Source organism: Acidovorax sp. BoFeN1, assembly GCF_003345135.1.
In the GTDB taxonomy this organism is placed as follows: domain Bacteria; phylum Pseudomonadota; class Gammaproteobacteria; order Burkholderiales; family Burkholderiaceae_C; genus Acidovorax; species Acidovorax defluvii.
Genome location: NZ_QOZT01000012.1, coordinates 40,154 through 61,522, shown reverse-complemented (window position 1 = coordinate 61,522; position 21,369 = coordinate 40,154). Strand labels below are relative to the sequence as shown.

General features: G+C 65.1%; 21 protein-coding genes and 1 pseudogene. 16 read left to right on the top strand and 6 right to left on the bottom strand.

Translation table 11 applies throughout. The features are described from left to right. The first annotated feature begins 154 nt into the window (after positions 1–154). Complete coding sequence (locus DTW89_RS05035; protein ID WP_114655154.1) at positions 155–1,090, top strand: esterase/lipase family protein; 936 nt, start codon at positions 155–157, stop codon at positions 1,088–1,090. A 327-nt stretch (positions 1,091–1,417) separates the two neighbouring features. On the opposite strand, the gene phhA is transcribed toward DTW89_RS05035, so the two are convergent. The 4 genes from phhA to DTW89_RS05015 all read right to left on the bottom strand — a co-directional run bounded on the left by phhA (position 1,418) and on the right by DTW89_RS05015 (position 5,524). Further along, entirely contained in the window at positions 1,418–2,257 is an 840-nt protein-coding gene (gene phhA / locus DTW89_RS05030) for a phenylalanine 4-monooxygenase (RefSeq protein WP_114655130.1), read from the bottom strand. A 13-nt stretch (positions 2,258–2,270) separates the two neighbouring features. Continuing rightward, the gene (hppD, locus tag DTW89_RS05025) at positions 2,271–3,413 is read right to left on the bottom strand and encodes a 4-hydroxyphenylpyruvate dioxygenase (RefSeq protein ID WP_111866484.1); all 1,143 of its coding nucleotides are present in this window, start codon (positions 3,411–3,413) and stop codon (positions 2,271–2,273) included. A 190-nt stretch (positions 3,414–3,603) separates the two neighbouring features. Next, positions 3,604–4,581: a lipase secretion chaperone gene (locus DTW89_RS05020; RefSeq protein WP_114655129.1), complete on the bottom strand. Its 978-nt coding sequence runs from the start codon at positions 4,579–4,581 to the stop codon at positions 3,604–3,606. A 4-nt stretch (positions 4,582–4,585) separates the two neighbouring features. Next, complete coding sequence (locus tag DTW89_RS05015) at positions 4,586–5,524, bottom strand: esterase/lipase family protein (protein ID WP_114655128.1); 939 nt, start codon at positions 5,522–5,524, stop codon at positions 4,586–4,588. A gap of 165 nt (positions 5,525–5,689) precedes the next feature. On the opposite strand from DTW89_RS05015, the gene DTW89_RS05010 reads away from it, so the two are divergent. The 14 genes and pseudogenes from DTW89_RS05010 to DTW89_RS19645 all read left to right on the top strand — a co-directional run bounded on the left by DTW89_RS05010 (position 5,690) and on the right by DTW89_RS19645 (position 18,979). After that, positions 5,690–6,172 (top strand): Lrp/AsnC family transcriptional regulator, encoded by a 483-nt coding sequence (locus tag DTW89_RS05010; protein ID WP_024813046.1) that lies wholly within the window; start codon positions 5,690–5,692, stop codon positions 6,170–6,172. A gap of 180 nt (positions 6,173–6,352) precedes the next feature. Then, a complete protein-coding gene (locus DTW89_RS05005) occupies positions 6,353–7,081 on the top strand; it encodes a GNAT family N-acetyltransferase (protein WP_024813045.1) in 729 nt (242 codons plus the stop codon). 90 nt (positions 7,082–7,171) lie between these two features. Beyond that, complete coding sequence (locus tag DTW89_RS05000; RefSeq protein ID WP_024813044.1) at positions 7,172–8,047, top strand: HlyC/CorC family transporter; 876 nt, start codon at positions 7,172–7,174, stop codon at positions 8,045–8,047. After that, on the top strand, positions 8,047–9,651 hold the full coding sequence (gene lnt / locus DTW89_RS04995) for an apolipoprotein N-acyltransferase (protein WP_114655127.1): 1,605 nt from the start codon (positions 8,047–8,049) through the stop codon (positions 9,649–9,651). Before DTW89_RS05000 ends, lnt begins: the two co-directional genes overlap by 1 nt. Positions 9,652–9,857: 206 nt before the next feature. Beyond that, positions 9,858–10,400 (top strand): 3-hydroxyacyl-[acyl-carrier-protein] dehydratase FabA, encoded by a 543-nt coding sequence (gene fabA / locus DTW89_RS04990; protein ID WP_114655126.1) that lies wholly within the window; start codon positions 9,858–9,860, stop codon positions 10,398–10,400. Beyond that, positions 10,397–11,611 carry a beta-ketoacyl-ACP synthase I gene (gene fabB, locus DTW89_RS04985; protein ID WP_024813041.1) on the top strand — a complete coding sequence of 405 codons (1,215 nt, stop codon included), beginning with the start codon at positions 10,397–10,399 and terminating at the stop codon, positions 11,609–11,611. Before fabA ends, fabB begins: the two co-directional genes overlap by 4 nt. A gap of 185 nt (positions 11,612–11,796) precedes the next feature. Further along, positions 11,797–12,726: a glycine--tRNA ligase subunit alpha gene (gene glyQ / locus DTW89_RS04980; protein ID WP_111866570.1), complete on the top strand. Its 930-nt coding sequence runs from the start codon at positions 11,797–11,799 to the stop codon at positions 12,724–12,726. Beyond that, positions 12,726–13,028: an antibiotic biosynthesis monooxygenase family protein gene (locus DTW89_RS04975; protein ID WP_111866568.1), complete on the top strand. Its 303-nt coding sequence runs from the start codon at positions 12,726–12,728 to the stop codon at positions 13,026–13,028. Before glyQ ends, DTW89_RS04975 begins: the two co-directional genes overlap by 1 nt. An 8-nt stretch (positions 13,029–13,036) precedes the next feature. Then, positions 13,037–15,292 carry a glycine--tRNA ligase subunit beta gene (glyS, locus tag DTW89_RS04970; protein WP_114655125.1) on the top strand — a complete coding sequence of 752 codons (2,256 nt, stop codon included), beginning with the start codon at positions 13,037–13,039 and terminating at the stop codon, positions 15,290–15,292. A gap of 42 nt (positions 15,293–15,334) precedes the next feature. Then, positions 15,335–15,958 carry a D-glycero-beta-D-manno-heptose 1,7-bisphosphate 7-phosphatase gene (gene gmhB / locus DTW89_RS04965; protein WP_114655124.1) on the top strand — a complete coding sequence of 208 codons (624 nt, stop codon included), beginning with the start codon at positions 15,335–15,337 and terminating at the stop codon, positions 15,956–15,958. A 68-nt stretch (positions 15,959–16,026) separates the two neighbouring features. Then, positions 16,027–16,773: a lysophospholipid acyltransferase family protein gene (locus tag DTW89_RS04960; RefSeq protein ID WP_114655123.1), complete on the top strand. Its 747-nt coding sequence runs from the start codon at positions 16,027–16,029 to the stop codon at positions 16,771–16,773. Between the two features lie 10 nt (positions 16,774–16,783). After that, positions 16,784–17,770: a M48 family metallopeptidase gene (locus tag DTW89_RS04955; RefSeq protein ID WP_114655153.1), complete on the top strand. Its 987-nt coding sequence runs from the start codon at positions 16,784–16,786 to the stop codon at positions 17,768–17,770. An 87-nt stretch (positions 17,771–17,857) separates the two neighbouring features. After that, positions 17,858–18,367: pseudogene (locus DTW89_RS19650) on the top strand (MBL fold metallo-hydrolase); the annotation flags it as partial. Between the two features lie 174 nt (positions 18,368–18,541). Then, complete coding sequence (locus tag DTW89_RS19645) at positions 18,542–18,979, top strand: rhodanese-like domain-containing protein (protein ID WP_236637037.1); 438 nt, start codon at positions 18,542–18,544, stop codon at positions 18,977–18,979. A gap of 83 nt (positions 18,980–19,062) precedes the next feature. Here the strand turns inward: DTW89_RS19645 and lysM are convergent, their stop codons facing one another. Continuing rightward, positions 19,063–19,548, bottom strand: a complete 486-nt coding sequence (gene lysM, locus DTW89_RS04945) for a peptidoglycan-binding protein LysM (protein WP_114655122.1) — start codon at positions 19,546–19,548, stop codon at positions 19,063–19,065. Between the two features lie 214 nt (positions 19,549–19,762). On the opposite strand from lysM, the gene DTW89_RS04940 reads away from it, so the two are divergent. Further along, positions 19,763–20,527, top strand: coding sequence for a type III pantothenate kinase (locus DTW89_RS04940; RefSeq protein ID WP_114655151.1), 765 nt, complete (start codon positions 19,763–19,765; stop codon positions 20,525–20,527). Positions 20,528–20,582: 55 nt separating this feature from the next. Here DTW89_RS04940 and DTW89_RS04935 read toward each other — a convergent pair whose 3' ends face one another. After that, complete coding sequence (locus DTW89_RS04935; RefSeq protein ID WP_114655121.1) at positions 20,583–21,359, bottom strand: hypothetical protein; 777 nt, start codon at positions 21,357–21,359, stop codon at positions 20,583–20,585. Positions 21,360–21,369: the final 10 nt, after the last annotated feature.

The window sequence follows — 21,369 nt, the reverse complement described above, 5'->3', positions numbered from 1 at the left end:
TGTCCTAGGGTGTGTGCCGGTGCGGTCTCGCAGGCGACAGGGTTGGCGTCCAACAGCCAATCCGTTTGCAGGGTTTCCCCGCCGCCGCATCCGGTCGGTGTTGCCGGGCCAGGCCGCACAATGCGCGCTGCTTCACAACGACAAACCCGATTCCATGAACGCACGCTGGCAGCAAGTTGTGGTCTTTTTCAATGCACTGGCCACCATCGCCTGGCTGGCATGGCAGTGGCCCCGCTCGCCGCTGGTGGCGCTGGCGGGCGTGGCGGGTGCGCTGGCGTTGTTCGGGCTGGTGCTGGGGCTGCAGTTTGTGATCATGCGGCGCGTGAACCGGTCCGACCACGCGCCACGGCCGTCATGGCGGCAACTGGTGGTGGCCTGGTGGGCCGAGGCGCGGCTGGCGCTGGTGGTGTTTGGCTGGCGCCAGCCCTTTCGCCACAACGCCGTGCCCGACTGGCTTCCGTCCCTGTCACCCCTGTCACCCCTGTCGCCTGGCCAGCAGGCCACGCGCCGGGGCGTGGTGCTGGTGCACGGCTTTCTGTGCAACCGCGGCTTCTGGCTGCCGTGGATGGCCGCGCTGCGCGAGCGCGGCCACGCCCATGTAGCGGTCACGCTGGAACCCGCCTTTGGCTCGATAGACGACTACACCGCCACCATCGATGCCGCGGTGCAGCGTGTGCAAGAGGCCACCGGCATGGCCCCGGTGGTGGTGGGCCACAGCATGGGCGGGCTGGTGGTCCGCGCCTGGCTGCGCTCGTTGCCTGCGGACAGCGCTGCGGCGCGCGTGCACCGGGTCATCACGCTGGGAACGCCGCATGGCGGCACCTGGGCCGGGCGTTTCAGCCGCTCGGTGAATGGCCAGCAAATGGCGCTGGGGGGCGAGTGGGTGCGGCAATTGCAGCAGGAAGAGCCTGCGGCCCGTGCGGCCCGGTTTACCTGCTGGTATTCGAACTGCGACAACATCGTTTTTCCGGCGGGCACGGCGATGTTGGCGGGCGCGGACAACCGGTTGGTGGAGGGGGTTGCGCATATGCAGATGGCTTTTGATCCAGCGGTGATGCGGGCTTGTCTTGAGGAGATTGCGCGGGGGTGAGGGTGGGTTTTGGTGTTTTTTGGCTCTGGCGCTTATGTATCAAGCGCTGGTAGCTATTGTTTTTATAGTTTGGCTGTTTTTCCAACCGTTCGGGTTGAGCTTGTCGAGGCCTTGCGCTGGTCGTGGTTCGTGCCTTGGTTGAGGGCGGAGGCCGGGAGTCGCCCGGCGTGCGAGTAACTTTCTTTTGCTTCGAAGCAAAAGAAAGCCACTGCGCCGCCGGGCGCACAACCCGGCCTCTGAGCTAAAAACAAGCACAGCGGCGACTATAAAAAACATAGCTACCAGCGCTTGATACATAAGCGCTATAGGCCGATATGTCTCAAAAACTCAAACTGCAACCACCCCCCGCTCATCCGCCGCAAACTCCGGCACTCCCCGCAACCGCTCATAGATCGGCGCAAAGTCCGCCGCCGTCATGTCAAACAGCTGCTCAAAACTGTCGATCACAAAATACGTCTGCTGATAGCTGTCGATCTTGTAGCGCGTGCGCATGGTGCGCTCCAGTTGCAGCGGCAGGCGCTGCGGCTTTGGGCTTTGCACGGCATACGGCAGCTCGCCCGCCGAGCTGAGGATGCCCGCCCCATAAGCACGCAGTCCGGCGTGCTCCCGGATCAGCCCGAACTCGATGGTGTACCAGTACAGGCGGCTCAGCATCTCGCAAGACCCCAGCCCCTGCGCCTTCAGGCCGCCCTGTCCATAGCGCTGCACATAGTCGGCGAACACCGGGTTGAACAGCAGCGGCACATGGCCGAAGAGGTCGTGAAAGATGTCGGGCTCGACAATGTAGTCAAACTCTTGTGGCGTACGGATCCAGTCCGTCACCGGGAACTGGCGGTTGGCCAACAGCGTGAAGAACGGCACCTCGGGAATCAGCCCCGGCACGGCCACGATCTCCCAGCGCGTGGCGCGGTACAGGCGCTCGTTGATTTCCTCGAAGCGTGGAATGTGGTCCTTGATACCCAGCGAGGGCAGGGCGGCGATGAAGGCGTCGCTGGCCAGGCCCGTCAGCAGGGCGCTCTGGCGCTCGTACAGGCGCCGGTAGGTGTCGTGGTCCGCGGCGGTGTAGGCCGTAAAGTTTTGCGGGCAGGTGTAGTTGGCGGCTGCGCGCGAGTAGTCGCCGCGCGGCGCTCGCTCGCTGGCGCCGTAGACGACGGGTTCGATGGCCATGGCCGTATTCCGCTCAGGCCTTCTTGCCTTCGAGCACGCCGCGCCGGATCTGGTCGAGCTCGATGCTTTCAAACAGCGCCTTGAAGTTGCCGTTGCCAAAGCCGTCGTCGCCCTTGCGCTGGATGAACTCGAAGAAGATGGGCCCCAGCTGGTTCTCGCTGAAGATCTGCAGCAGCAGCTTGCCGGCCACGCCGTCGATCAGGATCTTGCGGTCTTTCAGGGCCTGCAGCGGCTCGCCGTGGCCGGGGATGCGTTTTTCCACCAGTTCGTAGTAGGTGTCGGGTGTATCGAGCAGGCGCACGCCGCTGGCGCGCAGCGCATCCACGGTGTCGTACAGATGGTCCGAGCCCATGGCGATGTGCTGGATGCCCTCGCCCTTGTACATGTCCAGGTACTCCTGGATCTGGCCGGCCTTTTCCTTGCCCTCTTCGTTGATCGGGATGCGGATCTTGCCGCAGGGGCTGGTCATGGCCTTGCTCTTGACGCCGGTGACCTGGCCTTCGATGTCGAAGTATTTGATTTCGCGGAAATTGAACACGCGCTCGTAAAAGTCGGCCCACTCGTTCATCCGGCCCCGGTGCACGTTGTGTGTGAGGTGGTCGATGTAAGTGAGGCCATGGCCCACGGGGTTCAGGGCCTCGTCGGCGCTCACGCCGGGCAGGGGTTCGAAGTCCACGTCAAAGAAACCGATGTTGCCAATGTCGCCCGGCTGCGCGCCGTTTTTGCCGCGCCAGCGGTCCACCAGATAAATCAGGCTGTCGCCCACGCCCTTGATGGCGGGGATGTTCAGCTCGCCCGGCCCCGCCACGCCCGCGTAGCCCCAGGCCCCCAGGCCCAGCGCGCGCTCATAGGCGGCCTTGGTGTCGTGCACGCGAAAGGCGATGGCGCAGACGCTGGGGCCGTGCAGGCGGGCAAAGCGCTGGGCAAAGCTGTCGGGCTCGGCGTTGATGATGAAGTTGATCTCGCCCTGGCGGTACAGCAGCACGTTCTTGTGGCGGTGGCGCGCCACCGGCCTGAAGCCCATGCCCTCGAACACCTTGCCCATGGCCTGCGGGTCGGGCGCGGCGAATTCGATGAATTCAAACCCGTCCGTGCCCATGGGGTTCTCCCAGGCGGCGGTGTCTTGCGTGGCTTGCTGCGGCAATGCTGCGTTCATGTTGTCTCCGGCCAAAAAAATAGGAATGCCGTGCACTGTAGGCGCGTGCTGTCTCATGTTTCCGGCGATTTGGAGATGCAATGAACGGTTGTTTGCAGGAATGCTGCGTCAGATCAATGCGCGATGAAGGGATGGTGCTAGCCGGTTCGCGGCCCTCTGCGGTGTCTTGTCGCCTTCTTTGGGGCAGGGCTTAGCGCGGGGCGGGCGCCGGCTGCAGCTTGCGCACGGCCTGTGCGGCGGCCAGGCGCTGCTGCTCTTGCGGCGTGAAGAGTTGCTGGCGCAACTGCTGCAAGGCGGCGCTGTCGGTGGTTTGCGCCTGGGCCTGGCTGTACTGGTCGAGCCGGTTTTGCCAGTCGGTCTCGTCCCGGTCGAGCTGGGCCAGGGCGCGTGCTGCCTCTTCGCCATATTGGGCGCTGCGGGTGGCGTGGCGCGTGCGCTCGTCCGTGCCCTGGGCATTGAATTGCTGGGTCTGTTGGGCCACGGTCATATGAAGGGTGGCGCTGGCGCGCTCGGCCTGGCGCTCTGGGGACAACCCGGCTTGCGCCTCGCGCAGGGCCAGCTCCTTTTGTTGCGCTGTCAGCGCGGGGTTGTGGGCAATTTCGAGCCGCGCGAGGGTGTACTGGTCAAGCTCGGCCTCGTGCGCAAAAAGCGCTTCGTATTCCTCGGCCTGAAAATGCTGGCGACGCAATTGCTCGCGCTCTGCCAGTGCGCTGCGCAGGGCCCGGGGGTCCTTGAGGTCGGCGGGGGCGCGCAATTGCCCCAAGGCCACGCGGTAATCCACGTAGCGCTCGGCCATCGCCAGCGCGCGGGTGGCAAGGTCGGGGGCAAAGTGCCGCCCCACCAGTGCGGCCAGGCGCTGCTTCAGCGTGGCGGGGTCTGCCGCATCACCAGCCTCCAGCAGCAGGGCTTCGAGGGTGTTGCGCAGCTCGCGGGTCAAAAAAGAATCATGCCCATCCACGCCAGCGCCCGCTGCCTGCGCTGCGAGGCGGTGCTCTGCGGGCGTTGCGGTGCGCGGGGTGCCGGGGTTGTTGCCGACCACCGCCGCACCCCCTGGCTGCTGCTGCGTGCGCAGTGGCGCGGGGTCCGCCGGCCAGGCAAGCCACACCAGCGCGCTGGCGGCAACCGTGGTGGCGGCCGCCGCAGCGGCCAGGGTGCGTCGGCGGGGCATGGGGTTACAGGCCGATCTGTTTCAGGCGGTTGGCGTGCTGGCGGTACAGCGTCACCGGATCGGCAGAGAACCAGTCGCGCAGGCCCACCAGCTGGTTGACTTCGTCCAGGTGGTTCTGGCGGTAGTCGCCCAGATGCTTGCCCAGGCGCGACGAGCAGGCCGAAACCAGCCCGTCATTGGCTTCGCCAAAGACCAGCCCCATCACGGCGAGAGGGCCGTCGGTCACATCCAGCACGTTGGTGAGCTTCTGGGTGCCGGTCCACGAGTAATAGCGCACGCCATTCACCAGCTCGGCACCGCTGCCGCAGCCCGTGGGGACAGCCTGTGGAAACCGGCGGTTGAAGTCTGCCAGCCCGGCGGTGGTGAGCGAATCGAGCGCTGCCGTGGGCATTTGGGGCAGGCCGCTGCCGCCCGACACCAGGTTGATCAACCCCACCAACGCCGAGGCGGCGCCGTTGGCCACGGTTTCCGAGACCGATCCGGCGGGCGCCACGCCGCGCAGGATATCGGCCACGCGGGAGCCCCGGTTGACGCCGCCAATCGAGGTGACCGATGCCACCAGACCCGGCGCCACACCGGCCACGTAGCGCGTGGTGGGCCCGCCGTGCGAATGCCCCACCAGGTTCACCTTGGACGCGCCGGTGACGGCCAGAATGGTCTTCACCTGTGCCAGCAATTGCTCACCGCGCACCTCGGTGCTGTTGGCGGCAGATACCTGCGCCACAAAGACCCGCGCCCCGCCTTGTCGCAGGGCGTCCGGAATGCCATAAAAATAGTCCACGCCCAGCGCCGAATCAAAGCCAAAAAGCCCATGCACCAGCACGATGGGGTAGCGGGTCTGGGTGTAGCCACTTTGCGCGTGGGCAGTGGCCCCCAGCATGAGCGCGCAGGCCGTGACAGCGAACGAAAGGTGGCGCAAGAGGCGCCTGGTAAAACCGGTCATGTGTTTGTCTCCTGGTATTTGATTTTTGGTTTCGCGAAAAAGAACGACCGTACTTTTTCGCGAAGTTCATTGTTCAGCGGCCTGTGCGTTGTCACTATCGGGACATACCCGGTGCCCCAAAATCGGGGGCGCCTGACGCCGGCCCTGTTCGTAGAATCCTGCGCAATGAACGACGCCAATGCCCTCGACAAGCTGGACAAGGCCATCCTGCGCCGCCTGCAGGACAACGGACGCGAAACCTACGATGTGATTGGCGAGCAGGTGGGCCTGTCTCCCAGCGCCGTGCTGCGCCGCGTCAAGCGCCTGGAAGACAGTGGCGTGATCGCCCGCTATGTGGCACTGGTCCGGCCCGAGGCCGTGGGGCTGGGGCTGACGGCCTACCTCAATGTGCGGCTCGAAAAACACACCGAAAGCCACAAGCGCAATCCCATGGACCTGTTTCGCGCCAGCGTGCAGACCTGGCCCGAAGTGGTGGAGTGCGCCGCACTCACGGGTGAGATGGATTACCTGCTGCGCGTGGTGGTGGCCGACATGGCGCACTACAGCCGCTTCATCATGGATACGCTGCTCAAACACCCCAGCGTGCAGGATTGCAAAACGAGCTTCGTGCTGGACCGGGTAAAAGCCACCACCGCCGTGCCCGTGTGACGCTGGCAGGACGCCGCAACGGGGTGGTTGTGTAACAGTTGCTATGATGTTAGTAGCTGTAAGCGCTTTATCCGTATGGGTCTTAGCGCATTTTGTTGGGTTTTGGCAGGCGCCACTATTTTTGTTGCAGTGCAGCAAAAAATGTGGAATTGACGAGGGAAAACCCGTAAAGTGGACTCCATGATCGCAACCAAAGACTGGCTCAAGGCTTCGTGGGACGCTGGCAAGGACATGCTGACGCCCCTCTCTGGCCGTTCGTCGGGTGAGGCCCACGCGCCCACTCCCGTGATGGTGCCCATCCGAGCGCTGGGCCCGTCTTACCGCGAGCGCATCACGCAGCATCTGTTGCAGCTGGAGCCGCCAGACCGCTACCTGCGCTTTGGCTACGCCGCCACCGACGAGCAGATTCGCCGCTACACCGAGCAGCTCGATTTTGATCGCGACGAAATCTTCGGCATCTACAACCGCCGTCTGGAGCTCATCGCCATGGCCCATCTGGCGTTTGCCGAGAACGCCGATCACAAGCAATGTGCCGAGTTTGGCGTGTCGGTGCTCAAGAAGGCGCGTGGCCGGGGATTTGGTGCGCGGCTGTTTGAACGCGCCGTCATGCACGCCCGCAATGAAGGGGTGAACATGGTGTTCATCCATGCACTGACGGAAAACACCGCCATGCTCAAGATTGCGCGCAACGCGGGTGCCACGGTGCAGCGCGACGGATCTGAATCCGAGGCCTATCTGCAGATTTCTCCGCCCAGCCTGGACACGCGCATGGCCGAGATTGTCGAGCAGCAATACGCCGAGCTGGACTACCGCCTCAAGCGCCAGGCAAAGCAGTTCTGGGACTTTCTGGCGGGTGTGCAGGAAGTACGCCAAGGCGTGCGCAAAGCCCGCCACCAATCGGCCGAATAGCCACTGGCCGGCCCGCGGCAGGGGCGGTGTCACAACAATCCGGTATCCTAGCGGCCTGTTTCACTACCGCACGTCCTGCACTCCAAGACAGTGTCCGACCCGCACCCCCAGCGCTTGCCCGACAAGGAAGACAAGCGCACTTTTCTGCAAAAAGTGGCCGAGTTCATTCATCCCGGACCGGACTCCACTGAAGAGCTCATTGAAACCCTGGCCGAGGCCGAGGACAACGAAATCATTGGCGCCGACTCCCGCGTGATGCTTGAGCGCGTCATCCGCATGGCCGACATGACGGCCGGCGATGTGATGGTGGCCGCACCACGCATGGACCTCGTCAACATCGAGGCGCCCTTCGACGAGCTGCTGCGCCTGGTGATCAACACCGCGCATTCGCGCTTTCCGGTGTACCAGGGGGAGCGCGAAAACATCATCGGCATCCTCATGGCCAAAGACCTGCTCAAGCTGCAGCGGGCACCCGAGCTGAACATCCGCGCCTTGCTGCGCCCGGCCGCCTTTGTGCCGGAAACCAAGGGGCTCAACGACCTGCTGCGCGAGTTTCGCGGCAACCGCAACCACCTGGCCATCGTGATCGACGAATTCGGCCGTGTGGCAGGTCTCATCACCATCGAGGATGTGCTGGAACAGATCGTGGGCGAGATCGAGGACGAGTTCGACATCCCCGAGGACGAAGGCGACATCTTTGGTCTGGCAGACCGCACCTACCGCGTGAGCGGCGACACCCCCATCGAGCGTGTGGCCGAGGCCTTTGGTGTGACCGTGCAAGGCAGCGATCCCGACGAAACCTTCGACACCATCGGCGGTCTGATCGCCCATGAAATGGGCCATGTGCCCAAGCGCGGCGAGCACCTGCAGCTGTGCGGACTGCACTTTGTGGTGCTGCACACCAAGGGTGGCGCCGTGCGCTGGTTCAAGGTGTCGCGCGTCGACGAAAACAGCGCAGCCGCCTGATGGCCCGGCTGCAACGGCTGCCCGGGGCCGCGTTCGCTGCGCATTCCAGCATGGCTGTGGTGGCGGGCGTGGCGCAGGCGCTGTCCCTCGCGTGGCCCTGGAACGGCGCGCCGCAATGGTGGTTGCAGATTGTGTCGCTGGCGGTGCTGGCCTGGCTGGTGCGCGCCCCAACGCCCTGGCGCCGGGCTGTGTGGCTGGGCTGGGCGTTTGCCACGGCCTGGCTGGCAGCTACCTTCTGGTGGCTTTTCATCTCCATGCACACCTATGGCGGACTCGCGGCGCCTCTGGCTTCGGCCGCCGTGCTGGGGCTGGCGGCCTTTCTGGGCACCTATTACGCTGTTGCTTTGGGGCTTTTTGCGCGCCTGGCGCCCACCCATCGGGCGCTGGCAGCTATTGTTTTTGCAGCGCTGTGGCTGCTGGCCGAGTTGGCGCGTGGCACGCTGTGGACGGGCTTTCCCTGGGGCGCCGGTGGCTATGCCCATGTGCAAGGGCCTTTGAGTGCGCTGGCGCGCACCGTGGGGGTGTATGGCGTCGGTTTCGTGGCAGCGGTGTTGGCCATGCTGCTGGCGCAGGCCCGCACCCGCGATCTGCGCAGCCTGCGCGCCTGGGCACTGGTGGCGGGGGGCGCGCTGGTGCTGGTGGGCGCGGGGCTGCAGCGCCAATGCGCCATTGAGTCGTGCCACACACCGGCACGGCAGCCGTCGGCCCCGATCAGCCTGGCGCTGTTGCAGGGCAACATTCCGCAAAACGAAAAATTCGAGGCTGGCAGCGGCGTGCCGATGGCCCTGCAGTGGTATGCCGATGTGCTGGTCACCGCCAAGGCATCCCTCGTGGTGGCGCCGGAAACCGCCATTCCGCTTTTGCCGCAGCAGCTCATGCCGGGGTATCTGGAGGGGCTCACGGCACGATTTGGCCAGGGCACGCAGGCGGCGCTGCTGGGCATCCCGCTGGGCGACGAGCGGCGGGGCTATACCAATTCGGTGCTGGGCATGAAGCCCGGCCAGCCAGCACCCTACCAGTATGACAAGCGCCACCTGGTGCCTTTCGGCGAGTTCATTCCGCCGTTTTTCCGGTGGTTCACGGCCATGATGAATATTCCCCTGGGTGATTTCAATCGGGGCGCCATCGGGCAGTCGTCTTTTGCCTGGGCCGGGCAGCGCATTGCACCCAACATCTGCTACGAAGACTTGTTTGGCGAAGAGCTGGGCGCGGGCTTTGCCGACCCGGCCAATGCGCCCACGCTGTTTGTCAATTTCAGCAACATTGGCTGGTTCGGCAACACAGTGGCCATCGACCAGCACCTGCAGATCAGCCGCATGCGTGCGCTGGAGTTCGAGCGCCCCATGGTGCGCGCCACCAACACCGGGGCCACCGCGATCATCGACCACCGGGGCGTGGTCACCCATGCACTGGAGCGTCACACCCGCGGGGTGCTGACCGGCCAGGTGCAAGGGCGCGGGCTCAGCGCAGAAGAGGGCTGGGCCATCACGCCGTATGCGTGGTGGGTGTCGCGCTGGGGCCTGGCGCCCCTGTGGGCGGTGGGTGTCTGCGTGGTCGCCGGGGCGGCGTTCGTGCGGCGCCGGCGCTTGCGGCACTGGGCCTGACGGCGGCGCGCGGCGATAACGGGTGGCAGGCGTTGATTTGTGTCATGCAGTTTCAGGCTGTCATGATGGACCTGAAAGCGAATCAGCGGGTGTGCGGGCCGTATGCCCTGATGTGCCTTGATAATGGAGCCCTGCAACCGGTAGCAGGGGTTGCGAACGGTGAATATTTGAAGCGGCACGGCCGCTGTTCTGGAGTACGACTGAATATGGCAGATTCCTTTTCCTACGAACAACTGATTGCCTCGGGCGAGGGCCGGCTGTTCGGCGCCGACAGCGGGCGTCTGCCGCTGCCACCCATGCTGATGTTTGATCGCATCACGCACATTGACAGCAATGGCGGCGCGCACGGTCTGGGGAAAATCCGGGCCGAGCTCGACGTCAAACCTGACCTGTGGTTTTTTGCCTGCCATTTCCAGGGCGACCCGGTCATGCCCGGTTGCCTGGGGCTCGATGCCATGTGGCAGCTCATCGGTTTTTACCTGACCTGGCTGCAATTGCCCGGCCGTGGCCGTGCCCTGGGTGCGGGCGAAGTCAAGTTCACCGGTGAAGTGGGGCCCGACGTGAAACGCGTCACCTACGAAATCGACATCAAGCGCGTCATCAAGCGCAAGCTTGTCATGGCCATTGGCGACGCCCGCCTGCTGGCCGATGGGAAAGAGATTTACGTGGCCAACGACCTGCGCGTGGGCTTGTTCAAGCGTGAGGAAGACGCGGCCAAAGACGGAGCGCCGCAAGGAGAGGCAGCATGAAGCGCGTGGTGATCACGGGCACGGGCATTGTCTCGTGCATCGGCAACGACATGGCTACGGTGGAGGCCTCGCTGCGCGAAAGCCGCTCGGGCATCCGTGCCATGCCGCAGTTTGCCGAGCTGGGCATGCGCAGCCGCGTGGCAGGTGTGCCCCAGATCGATCTGGAAGCGCTGATCGACCGCAAGCAGCTGCGCTTCATGGGCGATGCGGCGGCCTATGCGCACATTTCGTTGGCCAACGCCATTGCCGAGTCGGGCCTCACGCCCGAGCAGGTGTCGCACCCGCGCACCGGGCTCATCATGGGCTCGGGCGGCGGCTCGCCCGCCAACCAGATCGAGGCGGCAGACATTCTGCGCAGCAAGGGCATCCGCCGCGTGGGGCCATACCAGGTCACGCGCTGCATGAGTTCCACCGTGTCTGCGTGCCTGTCCACCAACTTCGGCATCAAGGGCATCAACTACTCCATCACCTCGGCCTGCAGCACCTCGGCGCACTGCATCGGTGCCGCAGCCCAGCAGATCGCCTGGGGCATGCAGGACGTGATGTTTGCCGGCGGCGGCGAAGAGGTCACCTGGGGCATGGGCCTGCTGTTTGACGCCATGGGCGCCATGTCCAGCGCCTACAACGACACGCCCGAGAAAGCCTCGCGCGCCTACGACGCCAACCGCGACGGCTTCGTGCTGTCGGGCGGCGGCGGTGCCGTGGTGCTCGAAAGCCTTGATCACGCCCTGGCGCGCGGCGCCACCATTCTGGGCGAGGTTGTCGGTTTTGGTGCCACGTCCGATGGCGCCGACATGGTGGCCCCTTCGGGCGACGGCGCCATTGCCTGCATGCGCCAGGCGATCTCCACCGTGAGCGAGCCCATCGACTACATCAACACCCACGGCACCTCCACCCCCGTGGGCGACGTGCCCGAGCTGCGCGCCATTCGCGAAGTGTTTGGCGACACCATTCCGCCGTTCTCGTCCACCAAGTCACTCACCGGCCACTCGCTGGGCGCCACGGGCGTGCAAGAGGCCATCTATTGCCTGCTCATGCTGCGCCAGGGCTTCATTGCCGGCTCGGCCAACATCGAAACGCTCGAGCCCGCCGCAGAAGGCATGCCCCTGGTGCGCAAGACGGTTGACGCGCCCATTCGCACCGCGCTGTCCAACAGCTTCGGCTTTGGCGGAACCAACGCCAGCCTGGTGCTGCGCCGCTGGGAGCCTTGAGTCGCGCGCACTGGTTGCTATTAAAGTGAGAGCTGCTTGCGCTTGATGGACGGGCGCTTGCGGCTCTTTTTGCTTATAAGCCCTGTTTGCGGCCACGGCTCGTAAAATCAGGGGATCTTGCGCAGCACCAGGCGCACCCACACACACCAACCGCGCATGGCCTTGCTGCCATGCCAGACAAACGCATGTTGACCTTCCAGCAAATCATTCTCAAGCTGCAGTCGTACTGGGACGCCCAGGGCTGCGCACTGCTCCAGCCCTACGACATGGAAGTGGGCGCTGGCACCAGCCACACCGCCACCTTTCTGCGCGCCATCGGCCCCGAGCCCTGGAAGGCCGCCTACGTGCAGCCCAGCCGCCGCCCCAAGGACGGCCGCTACGGCGAGAACCCCAACCGCCTGCAGCACTACTACCAGTTCCAGGTGGTTCTGAAGCCCGCACCGGCCAACATTCTGGAGCTGTACCTGGGCTCGCTCGAAGCGCTGGGGTTCGATCTGAAAAAGAACGACATCCGCTTTGTCGAGGACGACTGGGAAAACCCCACGCTCGGCGCCTGGGGTCTGGGCTGGGAGGTCTGGCTCAACGGCATGGAAGTCACGCAGTTCACCTATTTTCAGCAGGTGGGCGGCATCGACTGCAAGCCCGCCACGGGTGAGATCACCTACGGCCTGGAGCGCCTGGCCATGTACCTGCAGGGCGTGGACAACGTCTACAACCTGACCTGGACCGAAGGCGCCGACGGCTCCAAGCTGACCTACGGCGATGTGTACAAGCAAAACGAGGTGGAGCAGTCCACCTACAACTTCGAGCACAGCGACGCCGACTTTTTGTTCACCGCCTTCAATGCGCACGAAAAGCAGGCCAAGCACCTCATGGAGCAGCAGCTCGCGCTGCCTGCATACGAGCAGGTGCTCAAGGCCGCGCACAGCTTCAACTTGCTGGATGCCCGCGGCGCCATCAGCGTGACCGAGCGCGCCGCCTACATCGGCCGCATCCGCAACCTGGCGCGCGCCGTGGCGCAAAGCTACTACGAAAGCCGCGAGCGCCTGGGCTTTCCCATGGCGCCGCGCGAATGGGTGGCACAAATGGCACCCACGGCCAAGAAGGCCGCCTGATGGTTCTGGAGATTGCCACCCTGCAGATCAAGCCCGGCCAGACGGCCGCGTTTGAGCAGGCTTTTGCCCAGGCGCAGCGCATCATTGCTTCCATGCCCGGGTACGAAGGGCATGAGTTGCAGCATTGTCTGGAGGACGACCACCAGTACGTGCTGCTGGTGCGCTGGGCCAGGCTGCAGGACCACACCGAGGGCTTCCGTGGCTCTGTGCAATACCAGGAATGGCGTGCGCTGCTGCACCATTTCTATGACCCCTTTCCCACCGTGCTGCACTACAGCGCGGTTACGCCGTCTTTGAGCTGATCGATCCCATGACCACCCAAAATCTTCTCGTCGAACTGTTTGTGGAAGAGTTGCCCCCCAAGGCGCTCCAAAAGCTGGGCGATGCCTTCGCCACGGTGCTGGCTGACCAGCTCAGGGCGCAAGGCCTGACCTCTGCCGACACTGCCGTTACCGCCTACGCCTCGCCGCGCCGGCTGGCGGCCCATGTGAGCCATGTGGCGATCAAGGCCGAGGACAAGGCGGTTCAGCAAAAACTCATGCCCGTGAGCGTGGGCTTGAATGCCGAGGGCCAGGCAACGCCCGCCCTGCTGAAAAAACTGCAAGCCTTGGGCGCTGACCTGTCAGACCCCGCTGCCGCTGTGGCCGCGCTCAAGCGTGCACCCGATGGCAAGGCCGAGGCGCTGTTCTACGACAGCCTGGTCACCGGCGCCACGCTGGACACCGGCCTGCAAAAGGCCCTGGACGAGGCCATTGCCAAGCTGCCCATCCCCAAGGTGATGAGCTACCAGCTGGAGACCGACTGCGAATTGCCCGGCTGGAGCAGCGTTCACTTTGTGCGCCCCGCGCACGGCCTGGTCGCGCTGCACGGCACGACCGTGGTGCCCGTCAAGGCGCTGGGCCTCACCGCCGGTTGCACCACGCAAGGCCACCGTTTTGAGGCCCTGGTGAGCCCGGTGGTGGTGCCGCACGCCGACCAATACGCCGAAGTGCTGCAGAGCGACGGCGCCGTGATTGCCAGCTTTGCCGCCCGCCGCGACGAAATCGCGCGCCAGCTGGCCGCTGCCGCCGCCCAGGCAGGCAACGGCGCGCGCCCCATTGAAGACGACGCGCTGCTCGATGAAGTGACCGCGCTGGTCGAGCGCCCCAATGTGCTGATCTGCCAGTTTGAAGAACAGTTTCTCGATGTGCCGCAGGAATGCCTCATCCTCACGATGAAGGCCAACCAGAAATACTTCCCGCTGCTCGACGCCGCAGGCAAGCTGACCAACAAGTTCCTGGTGGTGAGCAACATCAGCCCCGAGGACACGAGCTTTGTGACCGGCGGCAACGAGCGCGTGGTGCGCCCGCGCCTGGCCGACGCCAAGTTCTTCTTCGACCAGGACCGCAAGAAGACCCTGGCCTCGCGCGTCGAGGGCCTCTCCAAAGTGGTCTATCACAACAAGCTGGGCACGCAGGGCGAGCGCGTGGAGCGCGTGCGCGCGATTGCCAAGGCCATCGCAACGCAGTTGGGCGACGCCGCTCTGGTGGCCGATGCTGACCAGGCCGCGCTGCTGGCCAAGACGGACCTCGTGACCGACATGGTGGGCGAATTCCCCGAGCTGCAGGGCACCATGGGCCGTTACTACGCGATCAATGACGGCCTGGGCGAGGTGGTCGCCGATGCCATCGAAGACCACTACAAGCCCCGTTTTGCTGGCGACGCGCTGCCGCGCAACACCGCCGGCGTGGTGGTGGCCCTGGCCGACAAGCTCGAAACCCTGGTCGGCATGTTCGGCATCAGCAACCTGCCCACGGGCGACCGCGATCCGTTTGCGCTGCGCCGCCATGCGTTGGGCGTGATCCGCATGCTGGTTGAAAGAGATTTGGCACTTAGCACTACCGATTTGGTCGAGATTGCCTATAGCGTTCTCGACGACGAGGCGCTTCAGCACGCTTGGTGGACTAAAGAACAAGAGGCTGAACTTGAAAGAAAGAAGAAGGAGTCACGCGGAGGGTTCGTGATGCACGGAGCGGAGTTCGCAAAGCGTGTTTTCGATCCCGAAGTGAAGTCTCTCTTGGTAACTTTCATCTACGACCGCTTCGCTGGCGGCCTGCGCGATCAGGGCTACAGCGCGCAAGAGGTTGATGCCGTGCTGGCCCTGCGCCCGCAGCGGCTGGCGCAGGTGCCCCAGTTCCTCGCGGCGGTGCGCGCCTTTGCCGCACTGCCCGAAAGCCCGGCCCTGGCTGCGGCCAACAAGCGCGTGGGCAACATCCTCAAGAAGGCCGAGCTCGAAGGCCCGGTGGACGCCCACGTCAATCCCGCCTTGCTGCAGGAACAGGCCGAAAAAGACCTCTATACCGCCCTGCAGCGCTTCGTGCCCGAGGCCAATGACCAGTTTGATGCGGGCGACTACACCGCCAGCCTGCAAACCCTGGCCGTGCTGCGCGCACCGGTGGATGCGTTCTTTGACGACGTGATGGTCAACGCCGAGCAGCTCGACCTGCAACTGAACCGCCAGGGCCTGCTCAAGACCCTGCACGAGGCAATGAACCGCGTGGCCGATCTCTCGCGCCTGGCTTCCTGAGCCGTCTGCTAGGCTGGCTGCTTCAACTTGGCAAGGGTACCCATGAAACTCGCCATCCTCGACCGTGACGGCACCCTCAACCCGCTGGGAGATGACTTCATCACCTCGCCCGAGGAGTGGAGCGCCCAGCCTGGCGCGCTGGAGGCCGTGGCCCGGCTCAACCATGCCGGCTGGCGTGTGGTGGTTGCCACCAACCAGCCGGGGCTGGGGCGGGGCCTGTTCGACGTGGTGTCGCTCAACGCCATCCACGCCAAGATGCTGCGGCAGGTGGCGGCGGTGGGGGGGCGCATCGACGCCGTTTTCTATTGCCCGCACGCGCCCGACGAGGCCTGCCATTGCCGCACGCCTGCGCCCGGCCTGCTGGAACAGATCTGCGACCGCTATGGCGTGGAGCCTTTCGATGCGCGGGTGGTGGGCAGTTGCGCCGAGCATCTGCAGGCTGGCGCGGCGCTGGGCGCGCAGGTGCACCTGGTGTGCACGGGGCGGTCGGCGCATCTGCAGCCGGGGCAGGTATTGCCCATCGAATTTCCCGCCACCACGCGGGTGCATGCCAGTCTGGCGACGTTTGTCGAGCATTTGCTGCCCCCGACGCCCGCACCGCAGCCCACGCCGGCGCCGGCGCCGGCGACCGCCACCCTGTCAGGCACGCCACCCCTGGCGTACTGATTGCTATATATTTAATAGCTGCTGACGCTTGATTGACAAGCGCTAGAGCCCAAAAACACCTAAGAAACATGGCCTTGATCCGTTCCATCCTCCACATGCTCTGGATGGGCATCACCGTGGTGCCCTACACGCTGGCCATCCTGCTGGTGCGGCTTTTTGGCGCCAGCAGCCGCACGCGCTACCGCATTGCGAGGGCCTGGCTCAAGCTCAGCGTGGATGCGGCCGGCGTCATCATGGGCATCCGCCCGCGCATCACCGGCATGGAGCATTTGCCCACGCAGGAAAACCAGGGCGTGGTGCTGCTGGTCAAGCACCAGTCCACCTACGAAACCTTCCTCATGCCGGCGATCATGCCGCGCCCGCTGGCCTATGTGTTCAAGAAAGAGCTGCTGCGCGTGCCGTTTTTTGGCTGGTCGATTGGCAGCCTGGACATGATCCACATCGACCGGGGCCAGGGCGTGCGGGCTTTTGTCAAGGTGGTGCAACAGGGCCGGGCGCTGCTGGCCCGGGGCACCTGGGTCATCATGTTCCCCGAGGGCACGCGCATAGAGCGCGGCCAGGTGGGCCAATACAAGAGTGGCGGCACGCGGCTGGCCATTGACGCCGGGGTGCCCGTGGTGCCCGTGGCCGTCACCTCGGCACGGGTGTGGCCGCGCAAGGCCTTCATCAAGCGCCCCGGGGTGGTGGATGTGTCAATCGGCCAGCCCATCCCCAGCGTGGGCCGCAAGCCCGACGAGCTGATGCGGGAGGTCGAAGACTGGATTGAAGCCGAAATGCGCCGCCTCGACCCCGAGGCATATCCCGCCAAACCCTGAGCGCGCCATGATGCAGCGGCTGGTGCAACTGGCGCTCGACCTGTTCGACCCGCCCGGGCCGCAGGAGCGCGCTGCCGGTGCTTCGCCCTCGGTGGCGGGCTTGCCGACAGAGAAAATCAAGCCAGAACGGCCTGTAGCCCTTATCGATAAAGCGCAAGAAGCTCCTGAAACAGGAGCAAGCGCCGCGCCTCCCGCCGCTGCACCGGCGCCCGCCTTGGCATCGCTGCTGTCCCCGGCGGAGTTTCGCCATCCCCAGGCCAACCGCGAGGTGCTGCTGGGCGATGCCGTGGTGGCCTATGCGCTGCAGCGCGTGCGCCGGCGCAGCATTGGCTTCACGGTTGGGGCCGATGGTCTGGCCGTGCGGGCGCCCACGTGGGTCACGCTCTCGGCCGTGGATGCGGCGCTGCGCGAGAAATCGGGTTGGATCCTGCGCAAACTGAACGAGTCGCGCGAACGCCAGCAGCGCATCGAAGGCGGTCGCATTGCCTGGGGCCATGGCGCGCAGTTGCCCTACCTGGGCGAGGCGCTGACCGTGGTGCTGGACCCCACCCACGGCTTTACTGGCAAGGGCGGCGCCTTGCACTCTGGCAGTGAAGACGCTGGTGGGCCGAGCCTGCGCATCGGCCTGCCCCACAGCGCCAGCCCGGCGCAGATCCGCGATGCCGTGCAGGCCTGGCTGATGCGCGATGCGCGCCGCCATTTCACCGCCCGGCTCGACCATTTCGCGCCACTGCTTGATGTGCGCTGGACCAGCCTGCGCCTGTCCAGCGCCCAGACCCGCTGGGGCAGTGCCAAGGCCGACGGCTCCATCCGCCTGAACTGGCGCCTGCTGCACTACCGCCCGGCCATCATCGACTACGTGGTGGCGCACGAACTGGCCCACCTGCGCGTGATGGACCACAGCCCGCGCTTCTGGAACACCGTGGCCACGGTGGTGCCCGACTACCCGGTGCTGCGCCACGCGCTGCGCGAACAACCGGCACCGCTGTGGGAATAAGCGCGCACGGATGCGCGGCAAGCGTTTGAAGGCCAGGGCAGTGCGCGGCAAAATGACGATCCGTTCTGCCTGAATCTCATTGCCTGGATGCCCACCATGATTCCCCTGCAGCTGTTCGACCCCGCTTCCAGCACCTACACCTACATCCTGCACGACGCCGTCACGCGCGATGCGTTGATCATCGACCCGGTGGACGAGCAGCTCGACCGCGATCTGGCGGTGCTGCAGTCGCACCACCTCACGCTGCGCTGGGCCCTGGAGACCCACGCCCATGCCGACCACATCACCAGCGCGGGCCGCCTGGCCGAACACACCGGTGCGCGCACGGCGGTGCCTGCGGGCTGCGGCATTGGCACGGCGGCGGTGCAATTGCTCGACGGCGAGATGCTGACCTTTGGCAGCGAAACCCTGCGCGCCCTGCACACCCCCGGCCACACGGCGGGCAGCATGTCGTACCTGTGGCGCGACCATGTCTTTACGGGTGACGCATTGCTCATCAACGGCTGCGGCCGCACCGATTTCCAGTCGGGCAGCGCGGCCGACCTTTACCGCAGCATCACCGGCGTGCTGTTTGCCTTGCCGGAGGGCACCACCGTCTGGCCCGGCCACGATTACAACGGGCGCAGCCACTCCACCATCGGCGCCGAAAAGGCCAACAACGCCCGCGTGGCCGGGCGCAGCCAGGCCGAGTTTGTGGCGCTGATGGAGTCGCTGCACCTGCCGCGCCCGCGCCGCATCGACGAGGCGGTGCCCGCCAACCAACACTCGGGCCTGCGGCACGATGCCGATGGCGCCAGCCTGCAGGCGCCGCGCGCAGCCGAGGGTTATGCGGGCGATGTGTCGGCGCACCTGGCGTGGCAATGGGTGCAGGACGGGCAGGCCGTGCTGATCGATGTGCGCAGCGATGCCGAGCGCGAATGGGTGGGGCAGGTGCCCGGCGCCATTGCCGTGGCCTGGAAGCAATGGCCCGGCATGGTGATGAATGCCGATTTCGACGCCCAACTGCGCGCCGCCGTGCCCGAAGGCGGCCGCGCCGTGCTGCTGTGCCGCAGCGGCGTGCGCTCGGTTGCCGCCGCGCGCCGCGCCACCGACCTGGGCATCACCGCCTACAACATTCTCGAAGGCTTTGAGGGCGACCCCGACAGCCATGCGCAGCGCGGCAAAAAGGGCGGCTGGCGCAGGCAAGGGCTGCCCTGGCGCCAAGGCTGAACGGCGCTGCTCTATGAAAAAGCGGGCCCTTCCGGTTGGAGGGGCCCGCTTTTATCTTGGGGGGCTGAAGCGCCCCAGGGCCCTTAAACGGGCGGAATGCGCAGTTTCTGACCGGGGTAAATCTTGTCGGGGTGCGTCAGCATGGGCTTGTTGGCCTCGAAGATCTGCGGGTACTTGTTGGCATCGCCATAGAACTTCTTGGCAATGGCCGAGAGCGTATCGCCGCGCACCACGTCGTGGTACTGGGCTTCGGGCTCGGGGTTGGTCACATCCATCTGGTTGTCCACACTGGTCACATGGGCCACGTTGCCGCAGCACAGGGTGATTTTTTCCTTGGCCGATTGCGTGGGTGCCGTGCCTTTTACGGTGACCTTGCCCTGCGCGCCGTCAAACGCCACCTGCACGTTGCTGGCGCCCAGGTTCTGCGATGCGATGTAGGTCTCGATGGCCTTGGCCGCCTTGGCGTTGAGTTCTTCGGTGGCCGCGGGGTTGTTCAGCGTTGCCGCCTCTGCGTCCTTGCCGCCAAAAAGTTTTTCGCCGGCTTCTTTGATGAAACTGAATAGACCCATGTCAATTCTCCTGTGGTTGCAAATTATTGAACAGTCACTGTAGTCCAACAGGTGCTGCGCGCCATGTCAGACAAGTGCCTGATCTCGTGCGCACCCGTCGTACCGGTCTTGCTGCTGGTCGCCACGCACCCAGTGCGGGTGGCTGGGTTGGGGCGCCAACCTTGCCTGCGAAAAGTGCAAATGGGGGGAATAAAAACTCTGGATAATGCGCCGCATGACATTTTTGGCCATCGACGTCGGCAACACGCGTCTCAAATGGGCGTTGTACGACGCTCACCGCCCGGGCGCTGCGTTGCTGGCGCACGGCGCCGAGTTCCTGGATCACATCGACCGCCTGGCCGAAGGCTCGTGGGCGCAACTGTCGGCGCCCAGCCGCATGCTGGGGTGCGTGGTGGCGGGCGATGCCGTCAAACGCCGCGTGCAAGACCAGATGGAACTGTGGGATGTGCCGGCGCAATGGGTGGTGTCGTCTGCGCACGAGGCCGGTGTCACCAACGGGTACGACTACCCTTCACGTCTGGGCTCGGACCGCTGGGTGGCCATGATCGGTGCGCGCCACCATGTGCTGGCAAAGGGCCCCGCGCGCCCCATCGTGGTGGTGATGGTGGGCACGGCGGTCACCGTGGAATGCATCGACACAGAAGGGCGCTTTCTGGGCGGCCTGATCCTGCCCGGCCACGGCATCATGCTGCGCGCCCTGGAGGCCGGCACGGCCGGCCTGCATGTGCCAACGGGCGAGGTGCGCCTTTTTCCCACCAACACCAGCGATGCTTTGACCAGCGGCGGCACCTATGCCATTGCCGGGGCGGTCGAGCGCATGGTGCAGCATGTCATTGCCCACTGCGGCGCCGAGCCGGCGTGCGTCATGACCGGTGGTGCCGGCTGGAAAATGGCGCCCAGCATGACGCGCCCATTTGAGCTGGTGGACAACCTGATTTTTGACGGCCTGCTGGAGATCGCCGCACGGCGTTTCGGCTGAGCCAGTCACTCCGGGCCCTGCCACTGCACCGCACCGGGTGCGCTGGCCCATGCTTTCAGTCTGCTTCCAGTTCGACGCGCGCCATTTCCACGTCGAGGCGCTCTCGCGCGTCCCGGGGCTCACAGGCAGCAGCCTGCTCATATAGCTGCGTGGCCTGCTGCATTTTTGGCTCGCCTTCCAGCATCACCAGCGCGTTGGCATATTCGATCATGCCAATGGCTGAGCCCGGGTGGATCCGCAGCGCTTCCTGAAACAACTGAAGGCTTGTGTCTTTCTTGGCACCATAGGTCATACCGCCAATCAGCGCGCCCACCTTGTCGATCACCTCGGCATGGAAGGTGCCCAGTGCAATCCGGGCATCGGCATGTCGGGGCGACAGGGCAATGGCTGTCTCCAGCGCATTCTTGACCTTGCCGCCCAGCCCTTGTGCCAGCGCCTTGCCCACGCTGATGCCCTGGCTGTAGCGGCCCAGTGCGTAGGCATGCCAGTACCAGGCGTTGGCGTTGGCTGGCTCCTGGGCCGCCTGGGCTTGGGCGCGCTCGGCCACCTGCATGAACAGATCAAGGCGGGTTTTTTCCTTGGGCTCAAGGTAGTTGGCGTAAATTGCGGTGGCCTTGTTGGCCACCGTGATGCCCGGCCCGCCTGCGCCCAGGCCCGCTGCCGCCGCTTGCTCAAATTCGCCGTTGTGGTACAGGGCCCAGGCCTGCAGCACGGCGGCATCGTGGGGGCAGGGCTCGGCATCGCCGCAGTGCAGCTGGCTCCACAGATTCTTCACGCTGGCCACATCAAACCGGTAGTCACCAGCATGGGGGAAAGGGGTCCATCGGGCCATGGTGTGTCTC

What these genes read in the sequence shown, in the direction of transcription:
- DTW89_RS05035 (WP_114655154.1), top strand. Translation starts at nt 155, where the DNA reads ATGAACGCACGCTGGCAGCAAGTTGTGGTCTTTTTCAATGCACTGGCC.
- phhA (WP_114655130.1), bottom strand. Translation starts at nt 2,257, where the DNA reads ATGGCCATCGAACCCGTCGTCTACGGCGCCAGCGAGCGAGCGCCGCGC.
- hppD (WP_111866484.1), bottom strand. Translation starts at nt 3,413, where the DNA reads ATGAACGCAGCATTGCCGCAGCAAGCCACGCAAGACACCGCCGCCTGG.
- DTW89_RS05020 (WP_114655129.1), bottom strand. Translation starts at nt 4,581, where the DNA reads ATGCCCCGCCGACGCACCCTGGCCGCTGCGGCGGCCGCCACCACGGTT.
- DTW89_RS05015 (WP_114655128.1), bottom strand. Translation starts at nt 5,524, where the DNA reads ATGACCGGTTTTACCAGGCGCCTCTTGCGCCACCTTTCGTTCGCTGTC.
- DTW89_RS05010 (WP_024813046.1), top strand. Translation starts at nt 5,690, where the DNA reads ATGAACGACGCCAATGCCCTCGACAAGCTGGACAAGGCCATCCTGCGC.
- DTW89_RS05005 (WP_024813045.1), top strand. Translation starts at nt 6,353, where the DNA reads ATGATCGCAACCAAAGACTGGCTCAAGGCTTCGTGGGACGCTGGCAAG.
- lnt (WP_114655127.1), top strand. Translation starts at nt 8,047, where the DNA reads ATGGCCCGGCTGCAACGGCTGCCCGGGGCCGCGTTCGCTGCGCATTCC.
- fabA (WP_114655126.1), top strand. Translation starts at nt 9,858, where the DNA reads ATGGCAGATTCCTTTTCCTACGAACAACTGATTGCCTCGGGCGAGGGC.
- fabB (WP_024813041.1), top strand. Translation starts at nt 10,397, where the DNA reads ATGAAGCGCGTGGTGATCACGGGCACGGGCATTGTCTCGTGCATCGGC.
- glyQ (WP_111866570.1), top strand. Translation starts at nt 11,797, where the DNA reads ATGTTGACCTTCCAGCAAATCATTCTCAAGCTGCAGTCGTACTGGGAC.
- DTW89_RS04975 (WP_111866568.1), top strand. Translation starts at nt 12,726, where the DNA reads ATGGTTCTGGAGATTGCCACCCTGCAGATCAAGCCCGGCCAGACGGCC.
- glyS (WP_114655125.1), top strand. Translation starts at nt 13,037, where the DNA reads ATGACCACCCAAAATCTTCTCGTCGAACTGTTTGTGGAAGAGTTGCCC.
- gmhB (WP_114655124.1), top strand. Translation starts at nt 15,335, where the DNA reads ATGAAACTCGCCATCCTCGACCGTGACGGCACCCTCAACCCGCTGGGA.
- DTW89_RS04960 (WP_114655123.1), top strand. Translation starts at nt 16,027, where the DNA reads ATGGCCTTGATCCGTTCCATCCTCCACATGCTCTGGATGGGCATCACC.
- DTW89_RS04955 (WP_114655153.1), top strand. Translation starts at nt 16,784, where the DNA reads ATGCAGCGGCTGGTGCAACTGGCGCTCGACCTGTTCGACCCGCCCGGG.
- lysM (WP_114655122.1), bottom strand. Translation starts at nt 19,548, where the DNA reads ATGGGTCTATTCAGTTTCATCAAAGAAGCCGGCGAAAAACTTTTTGGC.
- DTW89_RS04940 (WP_114655151.1), top strand. Translation starts at nt 19,763, where the DNA reads ATGACATTTTTGGCCATCGACGTCGGCAACACGCGTCTCAAATGGGCG.
- DTW89_RS04935 (WP_114655121.1), bottom strand. Translation starts at nt 21,359, where the DNA reads ATGGCCCGATGGACCCCTTTCCCCCATGCTGGTGACTACCGGTTTGAT.